24 protein-coding genes are annotated in these 23,066 nt (G+C 45.5%); 18 read left to right on the forward strand and 6 right to left on the reverse strand.

Going from position 1 to position 23,066, the window contains the following annotated elements; all coding sequences use genetic code 11:
• The first annotated feature begins 2 nt into the window (after window positions 1-2).
• From AC23N5_RS15305 to AC23N5_RS15345, 9 genes are all read left to right on the forward strand, one after another.
• On the forward strand, window positions 3-755 hold the full coding sequence (locus AC23N5_RS15305) for an ABC transporter ATP-binding protein (protein WP_487756261.1): 753 nt from the start codon (window positions 3-5) through the stop codon (window positions 753-755).
• Between the two features lie 53 nt (window positions 756-808).
• Window positions 809-1,876 carry a hypothetical protein gene (locus AC23N5_RS15310; RefSeq protein WP_487756262.1) on the forward strand — a complete coding sequence of 356 codons (1,068 nt, stop codon included), beginning with the start codon at window positions 809-811 and terminating at the stop codon, window positions 1,874-1,876.
• On the forward strand, window positions 1,869-2,636 hold the full coding sequence (locus AC23N5_RS15315) for an ABC transporter permease (protein ID WP_487756263.1): 768 nt from the start codon (window positions 1,869-1,871) through the stop codon (window positions 2,634-2,636). The genes AC23N5_RS15310 and AC23N5_RS15315 overlap by 8 nt, the downstream gene beginning before the upstream one ends.
• A gap of 95 nt (window positions 2,637-2,731) precedes the next feature.
• Window positions 2,732-3,283, forward strand: a complete 552-nt coding sequence (locus AC23N5_RS15320; RefSeq protein ID WP_487756264.1) for a fasciclin domain-containing protein — start codon at window positions 2,732-2,734, stop codon at window positions 3,281-3,283.
• 8 nt (window positions 3,284-3,291) lie between these two features.
• Window positions 3,292-3,582 carry a cupin domain-containing protein gene (locus tag AC23N5_RS15325; RefSeq protein WP_487756265.1) on the forward strand — a complete coding sequence of 97 codons (291 nt, stop codon included), beginning with the start codon at window positions 3,292-3,294 and terminating at the stop codon, window positions 3,580-3,582.
• A gap of 34 nt (window positions 3,583-3,616) precedes the next feature.
• Entirely contained in the window at window positions 3,617-4,006 is a 390-nt protein-coding gene (locus AC23N5_RS15330) for a hypothetical protein (RefSeq protein WP_487756266.1), read from the forward strand.
• Window positions 4,007-4,094: 88 nt separating this feature from the next.
• Complete coding sequence (locus tag AC23N5_RS15335) at window positions 4,095-4,535, forward strand: hypothetical protein (RefSeq protein WP_487756267.1); 441 nt, start codon at window positions 4,095-4,097, stop codon at window positions 4,533-4,535.
• Entirely contained in the window at window positions 4,532-6,898 is a 2,367-nt protein-coding gene (locus AC23N5_RS15340; protein ID WP_183979150.1) for a TonB-dependent receptor, read from the forward strand. Before AC23N5_RS15335 ends, AC23N5_RS15340 begins: the two co-directional genes overlap by 4 nt.
• Before the next feature lie 29 nt (window positions 6,899-6,927).
• Window positions 6,928-8,115, forward strand: coding sequence for an exo-alpha-sialidase (locus AC23N5_RS15345; protein WP_487756268.1), 1,188 nt, complete (start codon window positions 6,928-6,930; stop codon window positions 8,113-8,115).
• A gap of 36 nt (window positions 8,116-8,151) precedes the next feature.
• Here the strand turns inward: AC23N5_RS15345 and AC23N5_RS15350 are convergent, their stop codons facing one another.
• Both AC23N5_RS15350 and AC23N5_RS15355 read right to left on the reverse strand, forming a co-directional pair.
• Window positions 8,152-8,493 (reverse strand): L-rhamnose mutarotase, encoded by a 342-nt coding sequence (locus AC23N5_RS15350; RefSeq protein ID WP_183979154.1) that lies wholly within the window; start codon window positions 8,491-8,493, stop codon window positions 8,152-8,154.
• Window positions 8,494-8,508: 15 nt separating this feature from the next.
• Window positions 8,509-9,105 carry a hypothetical protein gene (locus AC23N5_RS15355; RefSeq protein WP_183979155.1) on the reverse strand — a complete coding sequence of 199 codons (597 nt, stop codon included), beginning with the start codon at window positions 9,103-9,105 and terminating at the stop codon, window positions 8,509-8,511.
• 49 nt (window positions 9,106-9,154) lie between these two features.
• Between AC23N5_RS15355 and AC23N5_RS15360 the strand changes: the two genes are divergently transcribed.
• From AC23N5_RS15360 to AC23N5_RS15380, 5 genes are all read left to right on the forward strand, one after another.
• Window positions 9,155-9,610, forward strand: a complete 456-nt coding sequence (locus AC23N5_RS15360) for a nuclease A inhibitor family protein (RefSeq protein ID WP_487756269.1) — start codon at window positions 9,155-9,157, stop codon at window positions 9,608-9,610.
• 37 nt (window positions 9,611-9,647) lie between these two features.
• Window positions 9,648-11,123, forward strand: coding sequence for an aldehyde dehydrogenase (NADP(+)) (locus AC23N5_RS15365; RefSeq protein WP_487756270.1), 1,476 nt, complete (start codon window positions 9,648-9,650; stop codon window positions 11,121-11,123).
• A 181-nt stretch (window positions 11,124-11,304) separates the two neighbouring features.
• Window positions 11,305-12,216 (forward strand): SPFH domain-containing protein, encoded by a 912-nt coding sequence (locus AC23N5_RS15370; protein ID WP_122931365.1) that lies wholly within the window; start codon window positions 11,305-11,307, stop codon window positions 12,214-12,216.
• Between the two features lie 22 nt (window positions 12,217-12,238).
• Window positions 12,239-12,676 carry an NfeD family protein gene (locus tag AC23N5_RS15375; RefSeq protein ID WP_221225741.1) on the forward strand — a complete coding sequence of 146 codons (438 nt, stop codon included), beginning with the start codon at window positions 12,239-12,241 and terminating at the stop codon, window positions 12,674-12,676.
• Between the two features lie 114 nt (window positions 12,677-12,790).
• A complete protein-coding gene (locus AC23N5_RS15380; RefSeq protein WP_122931366.1) occupies window positions 12,791-13,003 on the forward strand; it encodes a Kazal-type serine protease inhibitor domain-containing protein in 213 nt (70 codons plus the stop codon).
• Here AC23N5_RS15380 and AC23N5_RS15385 read toward each other — a convergent pair whose 3' ends face one another.
• The 3 genes from AC23N5_RS15385 to AC23N5_RS15395 form a co-directional block, all read right to left on the reverse strand.
• Window positions 13,004-14,335: a Gfo/Idh/MocA family protein gene (locus AC23N5_RS15385; RefSeq protein WP_487756271.1), complete on the reverse strand. Its 1,332-nt coding sequence runs from the start codon at window positions 14,333-14,335 to the stop codon at window positions 13,004-13,006.
• Between the two features lie 351 nt (window positions 14,336-14,686).
• A complete protein-coding gene (gene pckA / locus AC23N5_RS15390; RefSeq protein ID WP_487756272.1) occupies window positions 14,687-16,303 on the reverse strand; it encodes a phosphoenolpyruvate carboxykinase (ATP) in 1,617 nt (538 codons plus the stop codon).
• 142 nt (window positions 16,304-16,445) lie between these two features.
• Entirely contained in the window at window positions 16,446-17,948 is a 1,503-nt protein-coding gene (locus AC23N5_RS15395) for an FG-GAP repeat domain-containing protein (protein WP_487756273.1), read from the reverse strand.
• A gap of 52 nt (window positions 17,949-18,000) precedes the next feature.
• Between AC23N5_RS15395 and AC23N5_RS15400 the strand changes: the two genes are divergently transcribed.
• On the forward strand, window positions 18,001-19,092 hold the full coding sequence (locus AC23N5_RS15400) for an endonuclease/exonuclease/phosphatase family protein (protein ID WP_487756274.1): 1,092 nt from the start codon (window positions 18,001-18,003) through the stop codon (window positions 19,090-19,092).
• On the opposite strand, the gene AC23N5_RS15405 is transcribed toward AC23N5_RS15400, so the two are convergent.
• Entirely contained in the window at window positions 19,077-19,814 is a 738-nt protein-coding gene (locus AC23N5_RS15405; protein ID WP_487756275.1) for a hypothetical protein, read from the reverse strand. The genes AC23N5_RS15400 and AC23N5_RS15405 overlap by 16 nt on opposite strands.
• Window positions 19,815-20,010: 196 nt before the next feature.
• Here AC23N5_RS15405 and AC23N5_RS15410 point away from each other — a divergent pair, with 196 nt between their 5' ends.
• The 3 genes from AC23N5_RS15410 to AC23N5_RS15420 are packed head-to-tail and all read left to right on the forward strand — an operon-like array spanning window position 20,011 to window position 22,932.
• Window positions 20,011-20,457, forward strand: a complete 447-nt coding sequence (locus AC23N5_RS15410) for a hypothetical protein (RefSeq protein ID WP_183979170.1) — start codon at window positions 20,011-20,013, stop codon at window positions 20,455-20,457.
• A 54-nt stretch (window positions 20,458-20,511) separates the two neighbouring features.
• The gene (locus tag AC23N5_RS15415; RefSeq protein ID WP_487756276.1) at window positions 20,512-21,345 is read left to right on the forward strand and encodes a serine hydrolase; all 834 of its coding nucleotides are present in this window, start codon (window positions 20,512-20,514) and stop codon (window positions 21,343-21,345) included.
• Window positions 21,346-21,378: 33 nt separating this feature from the next.
• The gene (locus AC23N5_RS15420) at window positions 21,379-22,932 is read left to right on the forward strand and encodes an FMN-binding glutamate synthase family protein (RefSeq protein WP_183979174.1); all 1,554 of its coding nucleotides are present in this window, start codon (window positions 21,379-21,381) and stop codon (window positions 22,930-22,932) included.
• The last annotated feature ends 134 nt before the right edge of the window (window positions 22,933-23,066 follow it).

The raw sequence follows: 23,066 nt of genomic DNA on the forward strand, positions 1-23,066 counted from the left end.
CCATGATTCGCGCAGAAGCTATTTCAAAATCTTTTGGTAAACTTAACGTACTCCGCGAGGTCAGTGTGCGGCTCGATACAGGACGGGTAGTAGCGGTCATCGGGCCAAATGGTTCGGGAAAAACGACCTTTATCAAAACCCTGCTCGGGATGGTCGTGCCCGACAGCGGAACGGTATTATTTGATAATCAACCCATTGAAAAACAACACGCCTATCGTTCTCAGATTGGTTATATGCCCCAAATTGGGCATTACCCCGCCAATTTGAAAATCAGGCAGTTGTTTGAGATGATGGTGGATGTCCGCAAAAATGCCGCGACACAACTGGACGAAGATTTGGTAGAAACATTTCATTTAAAAGGATTTTTTGAAAAGCCATTAGGAACATTATCGGGTGGCACCAAACAAAAAGTGAGTGCAGCGTTGGCGTTTTTGTTTAATCCATCTGTATTGATTTTGGACGAACCTACGGCTGGTTTAGACCCGCTATCGAGTGAAATTCTAAAAGAAAAAATTCAGAAAGAACACCAAAAAGGAAAACTTATTTTGATTACGTCCCACGTGATGTCTGACTTAGACGAACTCGCTACTGATGTACTTTACCTGCAAGACGGCAGCGTTCAATTTTATAAAACTATCACCGAACTCAAACTTGAAACGGGGGAAAGCAAACTCGGCCGCGTGATTGCGCAGTTGATGTCACAGCCTCGTAAAAGCAAGCAAGATTTTAAGACATTAGAGTTTTTAAGAGTATAAATAATTCTGACCTACCCTACGATCAGACTCGCCAACACAACAAAGCCTTACTTATGAAAGTCAAGCCCATCTATTTCATGCTTCCTTTTGCCATTTTCTCACTTTTGCTGGGTGTGTATGCAGGGTGGCTGCGGTTAGGATGGAATTTTGCCATTTTTGAACCTGCAGCCACCGCTCAACACGGCGCACTGATGGTGGGTAGTTTTCTGGGAACTTTGATTGCCACCGAACGTGTCACGATGTTAAAAAATAAAATTTGGTGGATTGTTCCAGCCATTTTTGTGAGCAGTTTAGCTTTATTATTGCACATATCTCCTTCAGCAGGATATGGTGCATTAGTTATAGGAAGTATCGGTTATTTCATACTTTCAGTTCGGACCTACCAGCAATATCGTTTTACGGGCGATGCCCTATTAATGGCAGGTGCTATTTTTCAGTTTTTAGGACATTTAGCTCTTTATATTACCGCCTCCTTTGCCATGGCATTTGCGGCATGGATGGCCTTTTTTGTCTTTACCATTGTGGGTGAGCGCCTCAATCTCACACGTTTTTTACCCGTTTCCCAACACGACCGCTGGGAACTATTTGGGTGGTTGGGCGGATTTTTGGTCAGCATTTTTTTATACCACAAAGGCTACGGCATTGTACTCACCATCACGTTAATAGGCATTAGTCAATGGCTCGTCAGAAACGACATTGCCCGCCGAAATCTGAATAAAAAAGGTTCGTATCAATTTTTAGGAATTACCCTCTTGTCGGGCTATGCTTGGTTAATGCTTACAGGCGTCGTTGCTCTTATCAACAACGGCTCTCCTTGGATATACGATGCCGTTTTGCACGCATTTTTTGTGGGTTTTGTCCTTTCGATGATTATGGCACATGCCCCCATAATTTTTCCAAGTTTACTTGGACTCAACGTCAAACCTTATCATCCTTTTTTATACGTCTGGGTAGTATTGCTCCAACTAAGTCTTCTGACTCGCATCATGGGCGATTTATCCCAAAGTTTATCGCTACGCCAATGGGGTGGATTGCTCAACGGCATTGCCTTTTTAGGTTATCTAATAACGGTTATCACATTAATAATCAGACACAAACCCAACCACAAACATCATGAATAAAATTACCAAATACGTCCTATACGACATCATCCGAAACCGTTTCGTGCTGGGTTATACCTTACTGCTATTGGCCATAAGTATGAGCTTTTTTAGCTTCGAGTCCGACCCCAACAAAGGGCTTTTGAGTTTACTCAACATCATTTTGATGGTCGTGCCGTTGGTTAGTATTATTTTCTCGACCATTCATTTTTATAATTCATACGAATTTATTGAGCTGATGTCGGCACAACCACTGAGTCGAAAAGCCATTTTTTTAAGTGAATACATGGGCGTTGCTACTTCTTTGAGTTTAGCTTTTTTAGTCGGTGTCGGTCTTCCTACCCTTGCTTTCGGTGGTGGTGAAAGCAGCCTTATATTGATAATGAGTGGGTTTCTCCTCACACTTTCTTTTGTCTCTCTAGCATTTCTAGCTTCCGTCATCACCCGCGACAAAGCCAAAGGCATTGGCCTCGCACTGGTGATATGGTTTTATTTTTCTTTGGTATATGACGGACTGGTTCTCAGTATTTTATTCTCCTTCAACGACTATCCACTCGAAAAAGCCATGCTTGTACTGACTGCTCTTAATCCTACCGATTTAGCACGAATCATGGTACTGATGAAAATGGACATTTCGGCCTTGATGGGCTTTACGGGTGCTGTTTTTCAAGATTTTTTTAGCACCAATTACGGGTTACTGGTAGCCATGTTTATTCTTATGAGTTGGGTAGTACTTCCAATTACTATTGCCTGCCGAATTTTTCAAAGAAAAGACCTTTAACTAGGTCCGACGATAGTCAGACCGAAAATTCTGACGCTAATCTGGCTGTCGTCTGACCATACAAATCAATCCTTTTAAACAAACCTCTTACAACAATGAAACGTCAATTAGTATCTCTTACATTCGTAGCCCTTTTTGCGGCTTGCCAATCGTCCCAGGACTCACAAGAGCAATCAACTACCGCTACGACCGAAAGTGCGCTCGCCGCTGGGCAATCAAGCGTGGAAGACAACGACTCCCAAAAAGATGTAGTGAAAGTAGCAGTAGACTCCCCCGACCACACGACACTCGTGAAGGCCGTACAAGCGGCAGGGCTTGTAGATGCGCTTTCAAACGCGGGGCCATTTACGGTATTTGCGCCAACCAATGCAGCCTTTGACCAGCTCCCCGCAGGAACGGTAGAAGATTTATTAAAACCTGAAAACAAAGACAAACTCAAAGCCATTTTGGAGCATCACGTCATGACTTCAGCACTTGCCGCCGACTTTTTTCAAGAAGGACAAAGCATGGGTATGGTGGACGGCACCAATGCCACTTTCCACGTCAAAGGCAATGATGTCTATATCGGTGAAGCAAAAATTCTGGCTTCAATACGCGCCTCTAATGGCTATGTTCACGTAATTGATGGTGTTATTGTTCCTAAATAGAATTTGCCATGACTACTCACAATATTCCCGAATTATTGCCTTATAACGGCATTAAAACCAAGAAAATTGAAGCTAATGAGCACTTTCGGGTGGTGCTCATTAGCCTCCAACAAGGCCAACGCCTCGACGAGCATACCTCACCCACCGATGCTTTCATTTATGTGTTGGAAGGAAATGCTAATTTTAATTTGGAGGGAGTCGCCCACTTTCTTTCACCTGGCGACGGGCTTTCGTTCAAAGCCCATGCAGAACATTCAGTCAACGCGCTTACAGATTTTAAGATGCTTCTGTTTAGATAAATCCCGTACCTTTGCAAAAATTTTGGACAATCAAATGAATCCCAAACGGCACATAGCATTCTTTTTGCTCCTGCTTGTCAGCTTCAAAACGCTGGTAGTGCCGTTTGTGTATCTTGATTTTGAGTTACGCAAAGAATACATCGTTCATCACCTTTGCGAAAACCGCTTTAAACCCCAATTGCACTGCGACGGAAAATGCTATTTGGCCAAACAACTCCAGAAAGTAGCCGAAGATAACGCCCGCCAAAAAACGCAAAAACAGAGCGATACCGTCAAAAAACTCCTTCAAGAAGTTTTTGATGACACTCCTTTGACGATTCCAACCCTTTCCTTTGCTTTCATTCACAAAGAGCAGCTGTTTTTGTACCAGTGCTCTCCTCAACAAGGCTTTCTAAACAAGCTGATTCTTCCTCCTATTGCCTAGTGGTTTCGGGTACGTATTAAGTGTACTTTTTGCTCCCTCCAAGGAGCAACGTAAATTAGCTTTACACTAGTAGCATTAGTCAAACCAAATGAAAATCAAGCACATACTTTTGTGCGGATGGTGCATTACGTCTGCTTGCAGCAATCCACAAAAAGACCAAGCCGAAAAACTTGAGAAAGAAGTCATGATGATTCACGATGCAGTGATGCCCAAAATGGGAGAACTCATTTCGCTCGAATCAGCCATTAGCAAGCGCATTGCGCAGTTGGATAGCATTACCCAAAGCAACCCTACAGATTCGCTTTCTCATTCCTTACTTAAAAATGCGCTTCTACTTAGCAGTCAGCTTAAAAAAGCAGACGACGGGATGATGGATTGGATGCACCGCTACAAGGGCGATTCGCTCAAAAAACTCGCTCCCGAAGAAGCCATCAAAGCACTGACTCACGAAAAAATCAACATTGAACAAGTAAGCGATGACATGCTCAAAAGCATTGAAGACGCTCAAAAATTCCTGAAACAACAATGAAAAATTTATATATCACGCTCCTCGTTTTCTGCGGAGCGATTTCTCAACTACTTCATGCTCAATCGCTAAAAGGTAAGATTTTTGATGCGGCTACCAAAGAACCCATTATTGGAGCCTCCGTTCACATCATCAATACCAACACAGGCACTGCCAGCGACAACAACGGGTCATTTGTCTTTCAAACTATTGCCAAAGGTGCCAAAATTCGTATTTCAACGATTGGGTTTGTTTCTCAAGAAATTGAAGTTACGTCGGAGAAGTCATTGAGCATTGCGTTAGAACCCGCCATCGAAAACCTCCAAACGGTTGTCGTGACGGGGAATCGCGAGGCGGCACTTCGTACCCAAACACCCATCGCGATTTCGAAGCTATCGCCCAAAATGATTGAAGAAGCAAAACCAACAGCGATTTATGAGGTCATCAACAAAACGCCTGGGGTGATGATGGTCAACCTCAACAACGAGCAACATTCGATGTCGATTCGCCAGCCGATGACAACCAATGCCTACTACCTATACTTGGAGGATGGTGTACCAATCCGCCCAATGGGCGTGTTCAATCACAATTCGTTGCTCGAAATGAATCAGTTTACCGTGAGTTCGATTGAGGTAGTGAAAGGCCCCGTGTCTTCCATTTACGGCCCAGAAGCGGTCGGTGGAGCGGTCAATTTCATCTCACAACGACCCACCGCCGTGCCTACCGCTCGCATCGGCCTCCAAGCCGACCAATGGGGCTACCGCCGCGTTCAGTACGGGGCGGGCGCTACCTTAGGAAAATTTGGGATTTACGTAGGAGGCTTGGTTGCTGAGCAAAAAGAAGCGTGGATGACCAGTTCAGATTATACTAAAAACGCACAATACGCTCGTTTGGAGTATCATTTTACGCCAAAAACTCGCTTGATTTATACCGTTTCGTATGCCAAGTACAACTCACAAACCAGCGGGAGTGTCGATAGCGTCGCTTTTTATAATCGCCAGTACATCAGTACAACTGATTTTACGTACCGTAAATCTTACTCACTCCGTACACGATTGACCTTGGAGCACGAGTGGAAAGATGGCTCACAATCGTTCTTAACCGTCTTTGGACGTGACAACAAACACGGGCAAAATCCAAGTTACGGTATTCGTTGGACGTCGGGAGCGACTACAGCGCGGGGTGAAATTAACTCCAATGATTTTCAAAGCCTTGGGGTGATTGCTCAACACACCCAAAAATTCAATTTTCTGAACTCAAAACTGATTGCAGGTGGAACCCTTGATTTCTCTCCCAATAAGTACTGGTCGTACCAAATCGACTTAGCGGCTCAACTTCGTGCCGACAAAAAATCGGTTGAAAAATACACCATTATTAAAGAACGACCTGATATTCAAATTGCCAACTACAATGCTGACATTTTAAATACAGCATTTTACGTTCAATACGATTTTGAGCCAATTAAAAACCTTCGACTTTCGGCAGGTTTACGGTACGATAATATGTCGTTTGACTTTGTCAACAACTTAGACATCGACAAAACTACCAGCCAAGCGGTTGGAGGGAGTAAATCATACAAACAAACTACGCCAAAATTAGGATTGACGTACGATTTGGGCCAAGGAAAAGGGGTTTATGCCAATTTCTCTAAAGGTTTTGCACCCTCAGGGCTGACCGCTATTTTTCGTAAACGCCCTACTCCTGCTGCCAATGGCGACTTGTTCTATTATAACTTGATTCCAGCCACGTTCACCAACGCTGAAGTGGGGGGATGGGTGTCTTTGTTGAAAAACAAAATATACATTGATGCGTCTTTGTACCAAATGAACGGCAGCAACGAGCTCCTCAATATTCGCCAGCCAGACAACTCAACAGATTATCAGGCGGCAGGTAAGACGTTGCATAAAGGAATAGAATTAGGGATTACTTACAAACCCTCTAAACAAATTTTTGCCCGTATTGGCGGCACTTATTCGATTCACCGTTTTGTGGAGTTTATTCTTAGTCAAAAAGCCTCAGATGCTCTTAAAGACGTAAATGGCAAAGATATGCCTTCGGCTCCTCGATGGGTATGGAACGGCGAAATTAGCTATTATCCAAAATGGTTTAGGAATTTCCGCACCTCTGTTGAATGGCAGCACGTAAGTAAATGGTACCAAAATCAAGTAAATACCATCGCTTACAACGGCTATGATTTGGTTAATTTCCGCGCAGGTTATCAGTGGAAAGGCATCGAGTTGTTTACCAACATTATGAACCTCACCGACGCCCTCTACGCCACCAATGCTACCCGTGGTAATGCCTCAACTGACCGTACTACGTTTACCCCTGCTGCTCCTCGAACCTTTGTACTTGGGGTACATTACAACGTTGCTGGGAAGAAATAAGAAATCTTATAAACAACCATTTATCCCCTATGAAATACCTTGCATTGCTTCTTGTAATAATCAGCGGCTTAGAACGAATTATTTCCAAAACGATTCCGCTTTCTGACCCTAGTAAAACGGGTGCTACCCCACGTTTTACTACCGACCAGCGTGGCCGACCTGTATTAAGTTGGGTAGAAAAAGAAGGCGAAAAAAATCAGTTCTTTTTTTCGGTGTCAAACGATAATGGAAAAACGTTTGGAGACAAAGTAGCCATCGGTGCGCCAAGTAACTGCTCGGTTCACGCCGAAGGGATGCCTCGTATCGCCTTCAAGTCAGACGGAACCATTTACGCCACTTTTGAGCTAAAAAAACCGACCAAGGAAGCTGCTAGGGCTTCTGATTTGATGTATATTACATCCAAAGACAATGGGCAAACGTGGTCGTCCCCAAAAGCACTTCACCGCGATACCACGCCAGGAAAAGGGCATTCGTTTAGTGATGTGGCACGTTTACCCAACGGAGAATTAGGATTTGTATGGTTGGATGATAAACTGGGAAAGTACGAAGGAAGAAGTGTAAAATTTGTGCAAACTCTTCCCAACGGCGGGTTTTCGGAAGAAGTGGTGGTCGATTCAAACGCCTGTCAATGCTGCCGAACAGTCGTATTTGTTGATCATTCGGGGCACATTCATCTCACTTACCGCGACCTAAATGCCGATGGCACCAGAGACATGAGCCATTGTGTCTCCAACGATGGTGGTCATACATTTTCTATTCCAAAACTAGTTCACTCCGACTTGTGGAAAATTAATGCTTGTCCGCACACAGGCCCCAGTATGACACAAGTAGGAAAAGACATATTTGTTTCTTGGTTTAGTGGAACCTCTGCCAACCACGAAGCAGGCATTCGGATAGCCAAACTTGGGCAAGAAAAATTGTATTCTTCGGAGTTAAGCGTCCGCGCCAAGCACCCACAATCAGCGGCCTATCAAGGAAGCTTAGCCGTTGTCTGGGACGAGTCGATGGAGAAAAATGACCGCTATTTTTCCAAAATTGCCCTTCGTTTTATTCATAAAAACGGAGCAGAAAAAACGACCTACCTCACAACTGACTTTGATAATGCTTCGTATCCTGTGCTTCTATCCACATCGCAGGGATTATTGGTAGCGTACGAATTACAGAAACCAAACCAAGAACCTATTATCGTCGTCAGTAAAATTGACCCCGCACTGTAAACAAAAAAGCCCTCGTTCATCACGAGGGCTTTTTAATTAGTCGTTGGTTTCCAACTTAAATATATGTTTCATCAGCACCCATTTTTCGCCTTCTTTGGCCATGGGCAACGCTTGCTGATAGTTCCACATCAATGCTTCCCACGCTTGTACCGCAGGATTTGCGGCATCGGCTGCCCCTTTTGCTTCAAATGAAAAATCCTCGGTGGTTTCCATTATCATAAAAAGTCGATTTCCGACCCGATAAATCTCCATGTCCGTTATTCCCGACGAGACGATACTCTCAGTAATAGCAGGTTGGATTTTTTCGTGGTACTTTTCGTATTCAGCGATGAGTGCGGGGTCATCCTTTAAATCAAGGGCGAGGCAATACCGTGGCATCTGAGCTTCTGTGGTTTATTTTCCAAAAAGACCACCTAACAAGCCACCAAGGCCACCGCCTGCACCACCAGCATTACCTGAGTTTCCACCCAAAAGGCTACCGCCAATGCGCATCACATCGTTCATGTCAAGTTTACCGTCAGCAAGGGCATAGCCAATTTGGTTAAAATCAAAACCACCTTGTTGCTGCTGCTGAGGAGCTTGTCCGCCCAACAGCGACCCCATGATACCACCAAAGTCCATGCTGTTATCGTTAGGATTACTTGTTTTTGAAATCATTGAGCTAAGCACTCCTGGAAGAACTTGTGCGATGATATTTCCTGCTGCGCTGTTCGATAAGCCAAATTTTTCCATCAAGCTACCAATCGCGTTTTGAGCAATTCCAGCCACAATTGGATTGTTCATTAGGCTTCCACCTTGTCCGCCTTGACCTGACAAAAGGCCCATCAAGCCGCTCAAATTTCCGCCTTGAGCTTCGTTTTGCAAGCCTCCCACGACCGATTGGAACACTGTTTGCATGGCAGCATTGTTGTTCTGATTAGGGATAGCAGGGTTATTAACGATGGCGTCCTGAGAATTGTCTTGAATAAGACTCATTAATTGCTCTAACATTGTCTTGAAAAAGTTTTAAGTTTGGCTCAAATTTAGAGATAATTTTAAAATGGAAAACATCCAAAAAGAGAATCTTGAGAATATCCCTCCTGTTGTTTCCGATGTTGAGACGCAATGGCAGGCAGAAGTCACTAATTTATTGCCTAATTTGTTGTATCCTAGCGAATCGGATGAACCTTTGGAATGGATTGATATTGCACAGACGCAACCATCTCCGTTGACAATCAACAACTTATTGGTATATCTTTCCATCCCATTAGATACCTTTGTGGAGGAGATGGCTGTCGAAAATTTTTGGACTCCCGTCACCACAATAGAAGAATGGTACGAAGAAGAAGAGCGCCAAACGGTAGCACAATTTTTACAACTTAAAAGTTTATTGGAAACCCATTTAAAAAATTTCCAGGCTTTTAGAGTAGGACAAACTGAAATTGACCTGTATTTACTAGGACAGACTGCCAACGACCAATGGGCAGGTTTAAAAACCAAAGTAATCGAAACATAAATCAAACCACCGTAACATTTATTATTTTTTGAATACCATGTACCAAGACGCCACAATTTCAGAAATTAACGAAGCGATGCAGCGCGCCTACGCGGCTTTTTTGGAATACCGCCACAAAAGCGGTAAAGAAAAAGCCACGTTTATTCGGGCCGTTGCCGACGAAATAGAAGCCCTCGGAGAGGCTGTTATTGAAGTAGCCATGCGCGAAACGCACCTGCCGTCGGTTCGCCTTACGGGCGAGCGCGGACGTACCTGCAACCAGCTTCGGAACATTGCCGATGTGGTTGCGGAGGGTTCGTGGGTGGACGCCACCATCGACACAGCCATCCCTGACCGCCAGCCTTTACCCAAACCTGACATCCGCAATATGCTCGTTCCCATCGGGCCAGTTGTCGTATTTGGGGCAAGTAATTTTCCATTTGCTTATTCAACAGCGGGTGTTGACCCCGCAGCGGCTTGGGGTGCAGGTTGTCCCGTAGTCCTAAAAGCCCACCCTGCTCACCCCGAAACTTCGGAGATGGTTGCGGGTGCGGTTCGTAAAGCGATTGAAAGAACGGGGATGCCACAAGGGCTTTTTGAGCACTTGCAAGGAGCGGGTTTTGAAGTAGGCAAAGCGCTTGTATTGCACCCCAAAACGGCAGCAGTGGGTTTCACAGGCTCTTACGTGGGAGGAAAAGCCTTGTTCGATTTGGCCAACCAACGTCCTGTGCCCATTCCTGTTTTTGCCGAAATGGGCAGTACTAACCCTGTTTTCCTTTTACCCGATGCGCTTGAGAAAGAAGCGACCAAGTACGCTAAAATGTACGCAGGTTCTATCACGGGAGGCATGGGGCAGTTTTGTACCAAACCAGGTTTAATTATTGGAGTAGAAGGCGAAGGACTCGATACGTTTAGCAAAACCCTTGCCAACGAAATCCGTCAAATCGCTCCTGTGCCTATGTTACACGCGGGGATTGCGAAAGCCTTCCGTACCAAACGCAGCGAAGTCATTGGCCACGAAGCCGTGACAATAGACGCTGAAACCGAAGGAACTTACCAAGATTTAGACGGTATCCCGTCGGTGGCTTCGGTAAATGGCGGTGACTTTTTACAAAACACGACCCTTCACCAAGAAGTATTTGGTCCTTTTTCATTGATTATCAAGTGCAAGGACACGGCCGAAATGAACGACATTATCGAACATTTGGAAGGGCAGCTTACTTGCACCGTCATCGGAACTGACGCCGACCTCGCCAACGCCGCCGACTTGATTGCGGCCGTGAGCCTTTTGTGCGGTCGGGTACTTCTCAATGGCGTTCCGACGGGGGTAGAAGTTTGCGCAGCGATGCAGCACGGTGGGCCTTTCCCCGCCAGCACCGACGGCCGTTTTGGCTCCGTAGGCGCGCACGCCATCAAGCGTTTTGTGCGTCCGTTGGCATACCAAAACTTTCCACAACACCTTCTCCCCGACGAGCTCAAAGACGGAAACCCGTTAGGAATCTGGCGAACGGTGAATGGAAATTTGGAAAAGTAATTGAAAATATAAGGCAAGGAGCAAATTGCAAGAGGCAAAATAAAAGGTGCTTAGAAATTTCTAAGCACCTTTTATTTTGCCGTTCCTGTCTGATTTTTCGTCCTTCATCCCGAAAGACTTGAATCCTCCCCCAATGTCGCTTATTTTCGTTTCACCAATTTAACCTTAACTACTGATAGATATGATTGCATTTGGAATAATTGCTGTACTCGCTTTTTTACTCGTCTGGATGACCATCAAGGTGGTTCCACAGCAAACCGCTTTTGTGGTCGAGCGCTTGGGCAAGTTTTACGGAGTGCTTCAGCCTGGCATCAACTGGGTCGTACCCTTTTTTGACCGCATCGCCTATAAACATAGCCTAAAAGAAAAAGCGATTGATATACCAGAACAAATTTGTATCACCCGCGACAACGTTCAGGTTCGCGTGGACGGCGTTCTGTTTTTGCAGGTGGTCGATCCTCAGCGTGCTTCCTACGGAATCAACGATTACGTATTTGCCGTGACTCAGTTGGCGCAAACCACCATGCGTTCGGAGATGGGAAAAATTGACCTTGATAAAACCTTTGAAGAACGTACGACCGTTAACCACGCCGTGGTGCAAGCCATCGACGAAGCGGCGATTGGTTGGGGTGTCAAAATGCTCCGTTACGAAATTAAAAATATTACACCTCCCCAAAGCGTTCTTCACGCAATGGAGAAACAAATGCAGGCCGAACGCGAGCGCCGTGCGTTGATTTTGCAATCGGACGGGGAGAAAATGGCCGCTATCAATCAGGCCGAAGGTCAAAAACAAAAAGTTGTTTTAGAATCTGAAGCATTAAAATTACGCCAAATCAACGAATCGGAAGGACAAGCGGCCGCGATTAAAGCGGTAGCCGATGCCACTGCCGACAGTATTCGGGTGATTGCAGCGTCTCTTCAAGAAAAAGGCGGTATGGATGCCGTTCAATTGAAAGTAGCCGAACAAATGGTACAACAGTTCGGACACTTAGCTAAGAGTACCAATACAATGATTCTCCCTGCCAACTTTGGAGACATGTCTTCGATGATTGCCACAGCGATGAGCATCGTTAAGCAACAGGAAAAAAAATAATTAACCATTAATTTTACCCGAAATGGAAATCTCATCCACCCAAATCTGGATTATCGTCGGAGTAGTGATGCTCATAGCAGAACTACTTTCAGTATCTTTCGTATTTGCTTTTATTGGTGTGGGGGCATTCGTAACTGCTTTGTTAACGTGGATAGGCGTGTTGCCCATGATTAATGCGCAATTGTTCTGTTTTTCGGTCGTGTCCGTTTTGTCACTCTTTGCGTTTAGAAAACCACTTCAAGCGCTTACAAAAAAGTCATCCGACAAATCAATGGAATATTCCGAGTACGTGGGCGATAAAGCAATGGTTGTCATAGACATCCCTGCCGACGGGGAAGGGAAGGTTTTTTACCGAGGTACCGAATGGATTGCCCTCTCGAAATCGCACGAGCGCATTCACAAAGGCAAATCGGTTGTTATTCAAGAACTCGACGGCATTCGCCTCATTGTGGCAGAATAAAACACAAGCAATCAACTATTTACACAAAAAAAGTCGCTGATAAACAGCGACTTTTTTTGTAATATCTCCAACCATTTTTACCAAAAGCGAGTCTTCATAGAAAAATACACGGCTATGCGGTTACTATTGATTTTCACTTTTTTATTGGCAATGACGGGTTGTGAAAAAGAACTACCTCCAGAATGTGTGGAGAAGCCCGTTGACTCCTTTAATTGCTATCTTAGCTATGCGCCCGTTTGTGGTTGCAATGGTAAAACATACAGCAACGCTTGCTTTGCCGAAGCGTATGGCATTCTCAATTATACCACGGGCGCCTGCAAAAAATAATTAGTATTTAAACGGCTTACCTCCCGCCAATACTTCTTGTGATTTTGCATCAAACGTGACACGCTGACCTGTGCGGTAGGCTGCATTGGCCATAATGGTCGCGATTGAGTGCTGGTAACCTGCTTCAATCGGCGCATTGGGCTGCTTACGGCTACGCACACATTCCATCCAGTTTTTGATGTGGTTAAACGTAAGTGGGTCGTTGCCTGTATTGGCACTGGTTTCAACTTTTGCCCCCTCTAACTTCATCGTTGGCAATAAGTTGGCTTGCAATCCCATTGCTTTCGCTTCGCGCTCACGCAAACCACCCGTTGGACTGATTTCGTTGGTATCAAGGTTAATCATACCACCGTTTGAGTAGTACAATTCCTTGGTTTCGCCCGCAGCGTTAGAAAAACGGCTTGTGAATTGCACTTGGAAACCTGTTTTTAGATCATCCAATGGGCCGTAATCAAACACTACCGTCAACGTATCTGGGTTCGTACGGCCATCTTTCCACTGGTAAATTCCTCCGTTGGCAACCGCCGAACGTGGATGTGGCAAGCCGCTAAACCAGTGTACAGTATCAATTTGGTGACTCATCCATTGGCCTGGAATCCCCGAAGAATACGGCCAGAACAAACGGTATTCCAAGTATTTACGTGGGTCAAAAGCTGTTTTAGGACGATTGAGCTGATAACGCATCCAATCTACATCCGACTCTTTCAAATCTTTGGTCAATTCAGGACGGCGCCAGCGACCAGGCTGATTGACGTTCCACATCAATTCTACCATCACGATTGGCCCAAACTTGCCCGACTTGATAAAATCGGCCGCTGCCCAGTAGTTTTCACCGCTACGACGTTGCGAACCAATTTGTACAATTTTACCCGATGCTTTTACGGCTTTCAATACCGCACGGTTGTCTTCCATGGTTTCCGAAAGCGGTTTCTCGGCATACACGTCGCAGCCTGCTTGCACGGCCTCAATGGTATGAATGGCGTGTTGAAAATCGGCCGTACTCATAAAAACAGCGTCCACCACTTTGGCGTCATACATTTCTTCGTTGTTACGAAACGCCTTTACGTTGCCCCCTAATTGTTTGTCCAAATAGGCTTTTCCTTCGTCGCGGCGGCGATTCCAAATGTCGGAAATAGCCGTCATTTCAAAGTTCATTTGCTTTGCAAGTTCCTTGAATGGCCCGACGTGTGACGAACGGTGACGGTCTGAAAAACCAACTACCCCAACCCGTACGCGGTCATTGGCACCAATGATTTTGGCATAACTACTTGCCGACATGGCCGTTGCGGCACTGGCTAGAATTGACTTTTGTATAAATTCTCTGCGTTGCATGAGCGGAAACTTTGTTTAGTATGTCATTAAAGAAGACAACCTTTTTTCCTATTTACTTTCTAAATGCACAAAAATCCTACCTAAAATCCCATAAAATTTACGCAAACGTTCCCGATTGTAAGTCTCTAATTCAGGGCTTTGTGACGCGGGTTACTCGGGATGTAAGCATCCCTCTTCACAGTACGCACTCGTCGGGATGTGAGCATCCCTCTTCACAGTACGCACTCGTCGGGATGTGAGCATCCCTCTTCACGGTACGCACTCGTCGGGATGTGAGCATCCCTCTCCACAGTACGCACTCGTCGGGATGTGAGCATCCCGACACACAAGAGCATCCCGACGCACTTAATTCTATTCGACACTCTGCACTCTCCCCTCGACATTCTCTAATGGTCCTGCGTGAATGATTTCTTCTGAGCAACCGTCTTTATAGGTTTCAAAGTTTTTGGTAAAAAGTGATGCCAATTTTTTCGCCGTTGCTACATAGTCTTCATGGCTTGCCCACGTATTTTGTGGAATCAATAATTCACTCGGAACAGCAGCGCACGATGTTGGAATTTCAAGCCCAAAAATAGCATCGACGACCGTGGGTGCATTGGCCAATTCGCCGTTATGAATCGCGTCCAAAATGGCACGGGTATAGCGCAATTTTATCCGTGAACCCACGCCATAGGCTCCACCCGTCCAGCCTGTGTTGACTAGCCAAACATGGGTATCATTTTCTTGGATTTTTTGGGCCAACAATTCTGCGTATTTGCTCGGGTGCCACACCATAAACGCCGCCCCAAAACAAGCCGAGAACGTCGCTGTTGGCTCAGTGACCCCCATTTCAGTGCCCGCTACTTTGGCCGTATAGCCACTAATAAAATGGTACATGGCCTGCGCAGGTGTCAGTTTAGAAACGGGAGGAAGTACTCCGTAGGCATCGCAGGTCAAGAAAATGATGTTTTTGGGATGACCACCTACGCACGGTATTTTAGCGTTTGGAATAAACTCAATGGGGTACGAAGCGCGGGTGTTTTCGGTAATGGAGGTGTCGTCGTAATCAACTTCGTGCGTTATCGGGTCATAGACGACGTTTTCTAGTACCGTACCAAACTTAATGGCTTGAAAAATTTCGGGCTCTTTTTCAGCACTTAAATTGACGGCCTTGGCATAGCACCCTCCTTCAATATTAAACACCCCATCGGCCGACCAACAGTGTTCGTCGTCGCCAATCAATTGGCGATGTGGGTCAGCAGAAAGGGTTGTTTTTCCCGTTCCACTCAAGCCAAAAAACAAAGAAACATCGCCGTCAGCGCCTTCGTTGGCCGAGCAGTGCATGGATAACACGCCGATTTTGGGCATGATATAGTTCATAATCGTGAACACCCCTTTCTTCATTTCCCCCGCATATTCTGTTCCCAAAATCACAAACTGCTTCCGTTCAAAACACAAATCAATGCTCGTCCGCGAATTCATGTGGGTAGTATAGGGATTGGCTGGAAACTCACCCGCGTTGTAAATCACGTAATCGGGCTCGCCAAAGGTCGCTAGTTCCTCTTGCGTTGGTCGAATCAGCATGTTGTTCATAAACAAGGCATGATAAGGACGCGTACAAATTACCCGTACTTTGATACGATACTTGGCATCCCAACCCGCAAACCCGTCCACGACATACATCCGCGTGCGGGTATTAAAGTAGTCGATGGCCCGCTGAATATTGATGTTGAACGTATGCTCATCCATCTTGATGTTCACATTTCCCCACCAAATATCATTGACACTTTCGGGGCGTTCAATGATGCGTTTGTCTTTGGGACTGCGGCCCGTTTTTTCGCCCGAATCGAGCATCAACGCGCCTTTATCCGAAATAGCCGCCACTTTTTCGTACAAAATGGCCATTTGGTACAACTGAGCGGGCGACGCATTGCGAATCGTCTCTTTGTTTTTAATGCCGTACTGGAGAAGGTTGAATGAAGTGCTCATAAGAGAAAGTGAATGGTTGATGACATTTTGGTCAAAAAAGAGGAATAAATAATCCTCCCAAATGTACAAACCAATCCCTAACGAAGTACAGGATAACCGTCACATTTTCAGCACTTTTATGCTAAATAAGTAATGATAAATGTCATTGTTGTTTTTTATTCTCCAACACCCAAAGTCCCCTTAACGACTGATTGACAGGGTTATGATAAGGGGGGCGTTCGAGGTAGCCGAGCAAGAGGTCGGTATCGCCGTCGCGGTCATAATCGGCTTTTTCCATCAGCATCCACTTGTCTTGGCGGGGCTGGGCAAAGGTTTTGGCTTTAAATTTCAGGTTACCTTGATTTTCCAAAAACACAAATCCTTCTTGGGGTTTGGCGGGAAAATACGAAATCGCGGCAATGTCCACATCCCCGTCTTTGTCGAAATCTTCAGCAAGGGCCTTTGCGGCACCGTTTAAGCCAAAAAAGTACGCTTCTTTGAAGTGTAAATGACCGTCGTTTAAAAAGATACGAATCCCGTGATAGGGTTTCAAAATCATGGAATAATCGGCATTGTCGCCGTTGGCATAAAGAATATCAATGTTTCCGTCGCCGTTAAAATCGGCCAATTCGGCGTAGCTAGAGCCATACACGGGCGGAAAACGATGCAGTATTTGTTTTTCAAAACGTCCACCACCACGGTTGTAATAGACCGCCATTTGTTCATCACCTTGCGCCAGCAACACAAAATAATCGAGCTTGCCGTCGCGGTTAAAATCGTAAGGATGAACCACCCGCGCCCCTGCCAACGCGTCCAATTGAAACGCTTGATAGGTATGATTAGGCAGTTGTTTGTACCACGAAAATTGTCCCAAATGAAACCCGAACTCACACACCATCATATCGTTGAGGCCATCACCATCCACGTCCGTAACGTACTGACTCACTGGCCGACGAAGGTTAGAAATCAAGGTTTTTGAATCCCATTTTTTTCCATCAGCCGCCTTTTTGTACTGAACCATTGTCCCCGTCATCTTGTCGTTGGGATCCATGATGCCCATCGCCAGCGCATTGAGGCTTCCATCGGTATTGAAGTGCACATCCGATGGCGCCGACCCCACGGTTATGGAGTCAGTTCGCTTAAATTGCCCATCCAAAACATGAATCTTTCCCGTGCGCGTACCGACGTACAACTTCTGGGTTTTGTCATCAAATTTTAGCATCGACACCATCGGTAGTTTTTCTACGTCTGGAACATCCGTTTTGGGAGCAAACAAGGTCAAATCACTTGAAATGGGGTAATTTTTCGACGAATCGGGAAGTTTATCGGGGGCATTGGTAAGGTAATATTTTACAATTTTCTCCCACTCTTCTTTGGAAAGAATGGGGGTTTCTGGGTAAATATTCGCTTGCGTAAATGCAATAATTTCGTCGGTTGACAACTCTCCATACACGCTCATTGTTGGGGCAGGTTCTACTCCCAACCGAAGCGCCATTTGGGGTAAAACCCCCTTTTCCCACGTTTTTTTGTCCAACAAACTAGGAGAAGGCATCTCGTGACAACCACCACAATAACTCTGCGCAAGTCGTTCCTCTTCTGACTTTGAATTGAAATTACAGGCGTTTATTAACAGTATTAGTGCCCCAAATGCAATAATTTTTCTCATAGGAAGTGTTTACTTTGTACTCAAAAGCGAAAAACAGCCCTAAAACTACGCAATGAAATCCACAACTTCTTTCTTTTGGCGACTTCACCAAGTATTCTTTATTTATACGCTATTGGTATATGGGCTTGCTTTCTTTACGTTCACAGGGCATTGGATTGCGGGCTTTTTAATGATGAGTTTGCCCGTGTTACTACTCATTCATCTGGTCTTCTTTGTTTTTTTCGCCCTTCGCAAATCTTCCAAAATAGCCCTTTCAGGCGCCGCACTGTTGCTGAGTTTTCCCTTTTGGAGCCGCACTTTTCAATTTTCTTGGGGCGCGCCTCCCGTACCTGAGAAACAAGAATTGACGGTTTTGTCGTACAACGTCATGTCGTTTGACGCCTACAATTTTATTCAAAACATCCACCCCGAAAACAACCAAGCCATGCTGGAGTGGGTCAAAGGGCTGGACACTGACATCCAGTGTTATCAGGAATTTTACAACTCCGATACGCGCCCCCATTTGAATACGTTAAAACAACTCAAAAAAGCAGGCTATCCGTATTATACCGTTTTGCATCCCGACATAGCTCCCCGCGAACAGCACTGCATGGGGCTGGCGATTTTGTCAAAATACCCCATCATCGACCGTGGAGAGGTTGAATTTCATGACCAAAATGGCTTGCTTTTTGCCGACATTGTGGTTCGTAAAGACACCATTCGGGTCATTAACTTGCACTTGCGTTCGATGATTGTTCGCTTTGGTGGACTGAAAGAAGCGTACCTCGAAAAAGACTATAAACAAGGCAAAAAAGAAGCTAAAAAAGTAACTCAACGCCTCAAAATGGGATTTATCCACCATTCCGAAGAGGCTGATGTGTTGCTTGAATGGATACGAAAAAGTCCCCATCCTGTGTTGGTATGTGGCGATTTCAACGAGATTCCGTACGGCTATGTCTATGGCGAAGTTCGGTCTATGCTCGCCAATGCCTTTGAAGAAAAAGGCCACGGATTTGGGTTCTCGTACCGCAATACGCCACGCTTTATCCGAATCGACAACCAATTTTTTGACAAAAAAAAGCTGGAAGTCATCGACTTCCAGACCCGAAGAGACATTCCTTACTCCGACCACTACCCCGTCATTGGGCGTTACAGGTTGTTGTAATAGGCAAAAATTTTGGCCATATCTGCCCGCGATTTTATGCTTAGGTCGTTGGTTTTGATAAATTTTTCAACGTCGTCGGCGCGGTCTCCCAAAGCTTCCAATAGTTTCTTTTTTGATGTGCCAATCTGAAACAACGTGTTGCCTCGAACGGCGAAATACTGCGGGCTTTTTGAAATTTTGGTATCCCGACTTCCCGTACCAAGTGCTTCGTTGAAGGTGGGCTTAATGATGTTTAGTTTGGTATATTCTACCAACGAGATTCGTCCTGCCGCAATCAATTCCATAAATCCTTGCACGGGCTCTTCCGCCCGAAACTGTCGCGCATTCATAAACACGCGGCGTTCGGCCCCTTCAATCGTAAAAAAGCGCACCATGCTCCCACTCACCGCCCGAATTTCGTTGGCAGGCGTTTTGATTTCGACTTCGTTGGCGTACAAATCGAGGCGAATTGGTACGTTAGCAATGCTATCGCCTTCGCGGCCAGGAGGCCCAATTTTTTGAAATAACTTAATGCTACCTTCTTTCCAAGTAGAATCGAGATACGGATTTCCGAACACCTCCCCGCGCGGCCCTTTGATGCCAAAAAGCCCCACGTTGGCGTTGAGTGGCACCTTTAGTCCTTCGGTATTCATCATATCCCGAGCTACGTTGCTCATATTTTGGGCTACCGCACTAAACGACAGCCAACTTGCGCAGAAAAAGAAAAAAAAGGGTCGAAACATGGTTATAAAGAAGAGGTTATCGTTTGTGAGTTAACGTAAAACTACAACGATTTTTTGTCTGCTAGGTGGACAAAGCTTCGGTTTATTTTTCTTAAAAGCCTCACCGTGACTTTTCTCAACCAGATGTATGACTTTTCTCATGGAAAATATCAATAAAAATGGGTGATTTTGAGAAAATTAAAAGACAAAAACTACCATGGCCAAGAATCCTAAATTCGACCTCCAACGATTTCATTTTGAACATCGGCTTTGGGGAAAAGAAATTGATTTTGTCAACGAAGAAGTGACCATTTTTGCGCATTTGCTCGACGAAATGAAGGTCATTTTACCCACTGACTTAGCGACAGATTTTGCCGAAACGCTCCAGCGTATTTCGCGCGAAATGGAGCATTTTAAACGCATCAACAATACCCTCAAAAGCGAGATTCATGCCCAAGAAAACGTCATGGCCATCGCCCTGAAAAACGAAACGGTTCAATACAACGACGACATTTGGGCGACGCAGGTCTATCTGCGGGAAAAGATGGATTTTTACCACGATAATTACCGCAAATTCAAAACCGAATTCCGACTGTTTATTGGCAAAGACCTGGAAAATCATTTTTCGCTCAAGGAAGTTTCCTCGTTACAAGAAACAGCCTAAGGCTTGATTTTTATAGGAGGACTGTGTAAGTTGTCGCCAGAATCAGATATTCTAATGCGACAACTTATTTTTTTTGTGCTCTTGGCCAGCCTCACTTCGGTTCATGCTCAACACCCCGCCCTTGAGCAACACCTCGCCGACTACCTTGCGAAGTTACCCACTTCGGTAAAGGTCAATTACCGCGTCGAATCACTTGAAGGAAAACGTTATGCAAGCCTTGGACACGACGAACGGGTGCCCTCTGCCAGTATTATTAAAATCCCCATTTTGGTCGAAATCATGGAGCAAGTCAAAGCCCAGCGCTTTGAACTTACCGACTATTATACCCTTCAAAACGCCGACAAAGTAGGCGGAGCAGGGACTATTTTTCAGGAACGTGAAGGCAAAGCTTTTACCTACGAGCAACTTGCCCACCAGATGATGGTGGCAAGCGACAACACGGCAACCAACATCTTGATTCGGAAAGTAGGGCGCGAAGCCGTGAACGAACGGATGAAAACGCTTGGCTTTCCCAATCTCCAACTCAATCGCGTGATGATGGACACCGCCGCCGTGGCCAAAGGCATTGAAAATTACGTAAATGTGATCGAAATCAACCGTTTACTCAGCCTTATTTACCAACGTAAGGTGGCCACGCCCGCGCTTTGTGATTTGATGGTGGCATTTTTGCTTGACAATCAAGACACTAGCACCTTGCCATCCCTCATTCCTCGGCAAGTAGGCATTGCCCATAAAACGGGAACCCTCACCTATATTAGGGGCGATGCAGGGATTATTTTCACCAAAAAACCATTTGTAATATCCGTATTTGTACGTGGTACCGACCTCAACAGGGCCGAAACAATCATTGCAGAAATCGGTAAAATAGCCTACGAAGCATTAAAGTAGAATCAAATCATCAACCCTAATAACTCCATATCCATGAATACAATTTTTGATTTTTTGGGACAAATTCCTTGGTGGTGTTGGCCTATTGTTTTTCTCGCAATTGTTGCCATTCGGGACATTAACCAGAAAAAACATACCATCAAACACAATTTCCCCGTGGTGGGCCACCTACGGTATTGGATTGAAACCATTGGGCCTGAATTTCGGCAGTACATCGTGGCCAACAACCGCGAAGAACTTCCCTTCAACCGTCGGCAGCGGTCGTGGATTTATGCTTCGTCCAAACGCGAAAACAATTTTCAAGGTTTTGGAACAGACCAAGACGTGAATGGAGCAGGGTACATTTTTATCAAGCCCGCTTTGCTCACCAAACGCCTTCCCAAAGACCACCCTTACCGCGAAAATCCGTACGTTTTGCCTTCGGCCAAAGTGATTGGCTTACCACACAATCGCCGAAAGCCTTATCGTCCTAAGCAGGTGATTAATATTTCGGGCATGAGTTTTGGGTCTTTATCAGCGCGTGCGATTGAGTCGTTGAACAAAGGAGCGGCCAAGTTTGGCTGCTACCACAACACGGGCGAAGGCGGTTTTTCGCCCTACCATAACAAAGGCGGCGATGTGGTGCTAAATATAGGAACAGCTTACTTTGGCATCCGCGACGACGATGGGAATTTTGTGATGCAAAAACTGGTGGATTTGACCAAAAATAATCCGTCTATTCGGATGTTGGAGTTGAAACTTTCGCAAGGGGCAAAACCTGGAAAAGGGGGCGTATTGCCTGCGTCAAAAATCACCCAAGAAATCGCCGATATCCGCCATATTCCACTGGGAAAAGATGTGATTTCGCCCGCAGCGCACAGTGCATTTTCCAACATTCCCGAAATGATTGACTTCATCGAAAGCATGGCCGACGCGACGGGACTTCCTGTGGGCATCAAAGCCGCCGTTGGGAAGCTAGAAATGTGGGAAGAACTGGCCGAATTGATGGTAAAAACGGGCAAAGGCCCCGATTTTATTGCCATTGATGGTGGAGAAGGAGGAACGGGGGCGGCACCACCGTCGTTTGCCGACCACGTTTCGCTACCGTGGGTGTATGCGTTTTCGAGTGTGTATAAAATTTTCAAAAAGCACAACCTTACCCACCGCGTTACGTTCATTGGTTCGGGCAAACTGGGCTTACCTGCGCAAGCCATTATGGCCTTTTCGATGGGCGTCGATGTCATCAATATTGCCCGCGAAGCCATGATTTCTATCGGTTGTATCCAAGCCCAAGTCTGCCACAACAACCGCTGCCCAACGGGTATCGCCACCCAAAACAAATGGTTGCAAGCAGGGGTTGACCCTACGCTCAAAAGCGAGCGTTTTTACAATTATGCCAAAACCCTCACCAAAGAAGTGCTAGAGATTTCCATTGCCTGCGGCTACGAGCACCCTTCTCAGTTTACGATGGACGATGTGGACGTAGCAATGGGCGACAACAACCACACTCGTCCGCTTCGAATCGCGTACGAATACGAAAAAGTACCCGTAGCTTACGATGGCATTCATAAGTTGGTCAACTGTGCGCACTTAGGTGGTGGGAATTAAATAGTGAAGCGGGTTACTTTTAATACAGTGTTAAGTAAATAGCTTTATTTTTTACCCGCAGAAAGCCGCAGAATTATAAGCGCAGATTGTCGCTGAAAAAAGGCTTTATATTGTCATTAATCTGCGTCATCTGC

Source organism: Runella sp. R5_40 (assembly GCF_057652295.1).

Bases quoted from the DNA above. Each gene is read 5' to 3' on its own strand.
- AC23N5_RS15395 (WP_487756273.1), bottom strand. From the start codon at position 17,948: ATGAGAAAAATTATTGCATTTGGGGCACTAATACTGTTAATAAACGCC.
- AC23N5_RS15380 (WP_122931366.1), top strand. From the start codon at position 12,791: ATGCGGTTACTATTGATTTTCACTTTTTTATTGGCAATGACGGGTTGT.
- AC23N5_RS15370 (WP_122931365.1), top strand. From the start codon at position 11,305: ATGATTGCATTTGGAATAATTGCTGTACTCGCTTTTTTACTCGTCTGG.
- AC23N5_RS15350 (WP_183979154.1), bottom strand. From the start codon at position 8,493: ATGCCACGGTATTGCCTCGCCCTTGATTTAAAGGATGACCCCGCACTC.
- AC23N5_RS15305 (WP_487756261.1), top strand. From the start codon at position 3: ATGATTCGCGCAGAAGCTATTTCAAAATCTTTTGGTAAACTTAACGTA.
- AC23N5_RS15340 (WP_183979150.1), top strand. From the start codon at position 4,532: ATGAAAAATTTATATATCACGCTCCTCGTTTTCTGCGGAGCGATTTCT.
- pckA (WP_487756272.1), bottom strand. From the start codon at position 16,303: ATGAGCACTTCATTCAACCTTCTCCAGTACGGCATTAAAAACAAAGAG.
- AC23N5_RS15420 (WP_183979174.1), top strand. From the start codon at position 21,379: ATGAATACAATTTTTGATTTTTTGGGACAAATTCCTTGGTGGTGTTGG.
- AC23N5_RS15330 (WP_487756266.1), top strand. From the start codon at position 3,617: ATGAATCCCAAACGGCACATAGCATTCTTTTTGCTCCTGCTTGTCAGC.
- AC23N5_RS15405 (WP_487756275.1), bottom strand. From the start codon at position 19,814: ATGTTTCGACCCTTTTTTTTCTTTTTCTGCGCAAGTTGGCTGTCGTTT.
- AC23N5_RS15335 (WP_487756267.1), top strand. From the start codon at position 4,095: ATGAAAATCAAGCACATACTTTTGTGCGGATGGTGCATTACGTCTGCT.
- AC23N5_RS15365 (WP_487756270.1), top strand. From the start codon at position 9,648: ATGTACCAAGACGCCACAATTTCAGAAATTAACGAAGCGATGCAGCGC.
- AC23N5_RS15345 (WP_487756268.1), top strand. From the start codon at position 6,928: ATGAAATACCTTGCATTGCTTCTTGTAATAATCAGCGGCTTAGAACGA.
- AC23N5_RS15315 (WP_487756263.1), top strand. From the start codon at position 1,869: ATGAATAAAATTACCAAATACGTCCTATACGACATCATCCGAAACCGT.
- AC23N5_RS15415 (WP_487756276.1), top strand. From the start codon at position 20,512: ATGCGACAACTTATTTTTTTTGTGCTCTTGGCCAGCCTCACTTCGGTT.
- AC23N5_RS15360 (WP_487756269.1), top strand. From the start codon at position 9,155: ATGGAAAACATCCAAAAAGAGAATCTTGAGAATATCCCTCCTGTTGTT.
- AC23N5_RS15320 (WP_487756264.1), top strand. From the start codon at position 2,732: ATGAAACGTCAATTAGTATCTCTTACATTCGTAGCCCTTTTTGCGGCT.
- AC23N5_RS15400 (WP_487756274.1), top strand. From the start codon at position 18,001: ATGAAATCCACAACTTCTTTCTTTTGGCGACTTCACCAAGTATTCTTT.
- AC23N5_RS15410 (WP_183979170.1), top strand. From the start codon at position 20,011: ATGGCCAAGAATCCTAAATTCGACCTCCAACGATTTCATTTTGAACAT.
- AC23N5_RS15325 (WP_487756265.1), top strand. From the start codon at position 3,292: ATGACTACTCACAATATTCCCGAATTATTGCCTTATAACGGCATTAAA.
- AC23N5_RS15375 (WP_221225741.1), top strand. From the start codon at position 12,239: ATGGAAATCTCATCCACCCAAATCTGGATTATCGTCGGAGTAGTGATG.
- AC23N5_RS15385 (WP_487756271.1), bottom strand. From the start codon at position 14,335: ATGCAACGCAGAGAATTTATACAAAAGTCAATTCTAGCCAGTGCCGCA.
- AC23N5_RS15310 (WP_487756262.1), top strand. From the start codon at position 809: ATGAAAGTCAAGCCCATCTATTTCATGCTTCCTTTTGCCATTTTCTCA.
- AC23N5_RS15355 (WP_183979155.1), bottom strand. From the start codon at position 9,105: ATGTTAGAGCAATTAATGAGTCTTATTCAAGACAATTCTCAGGACGCC.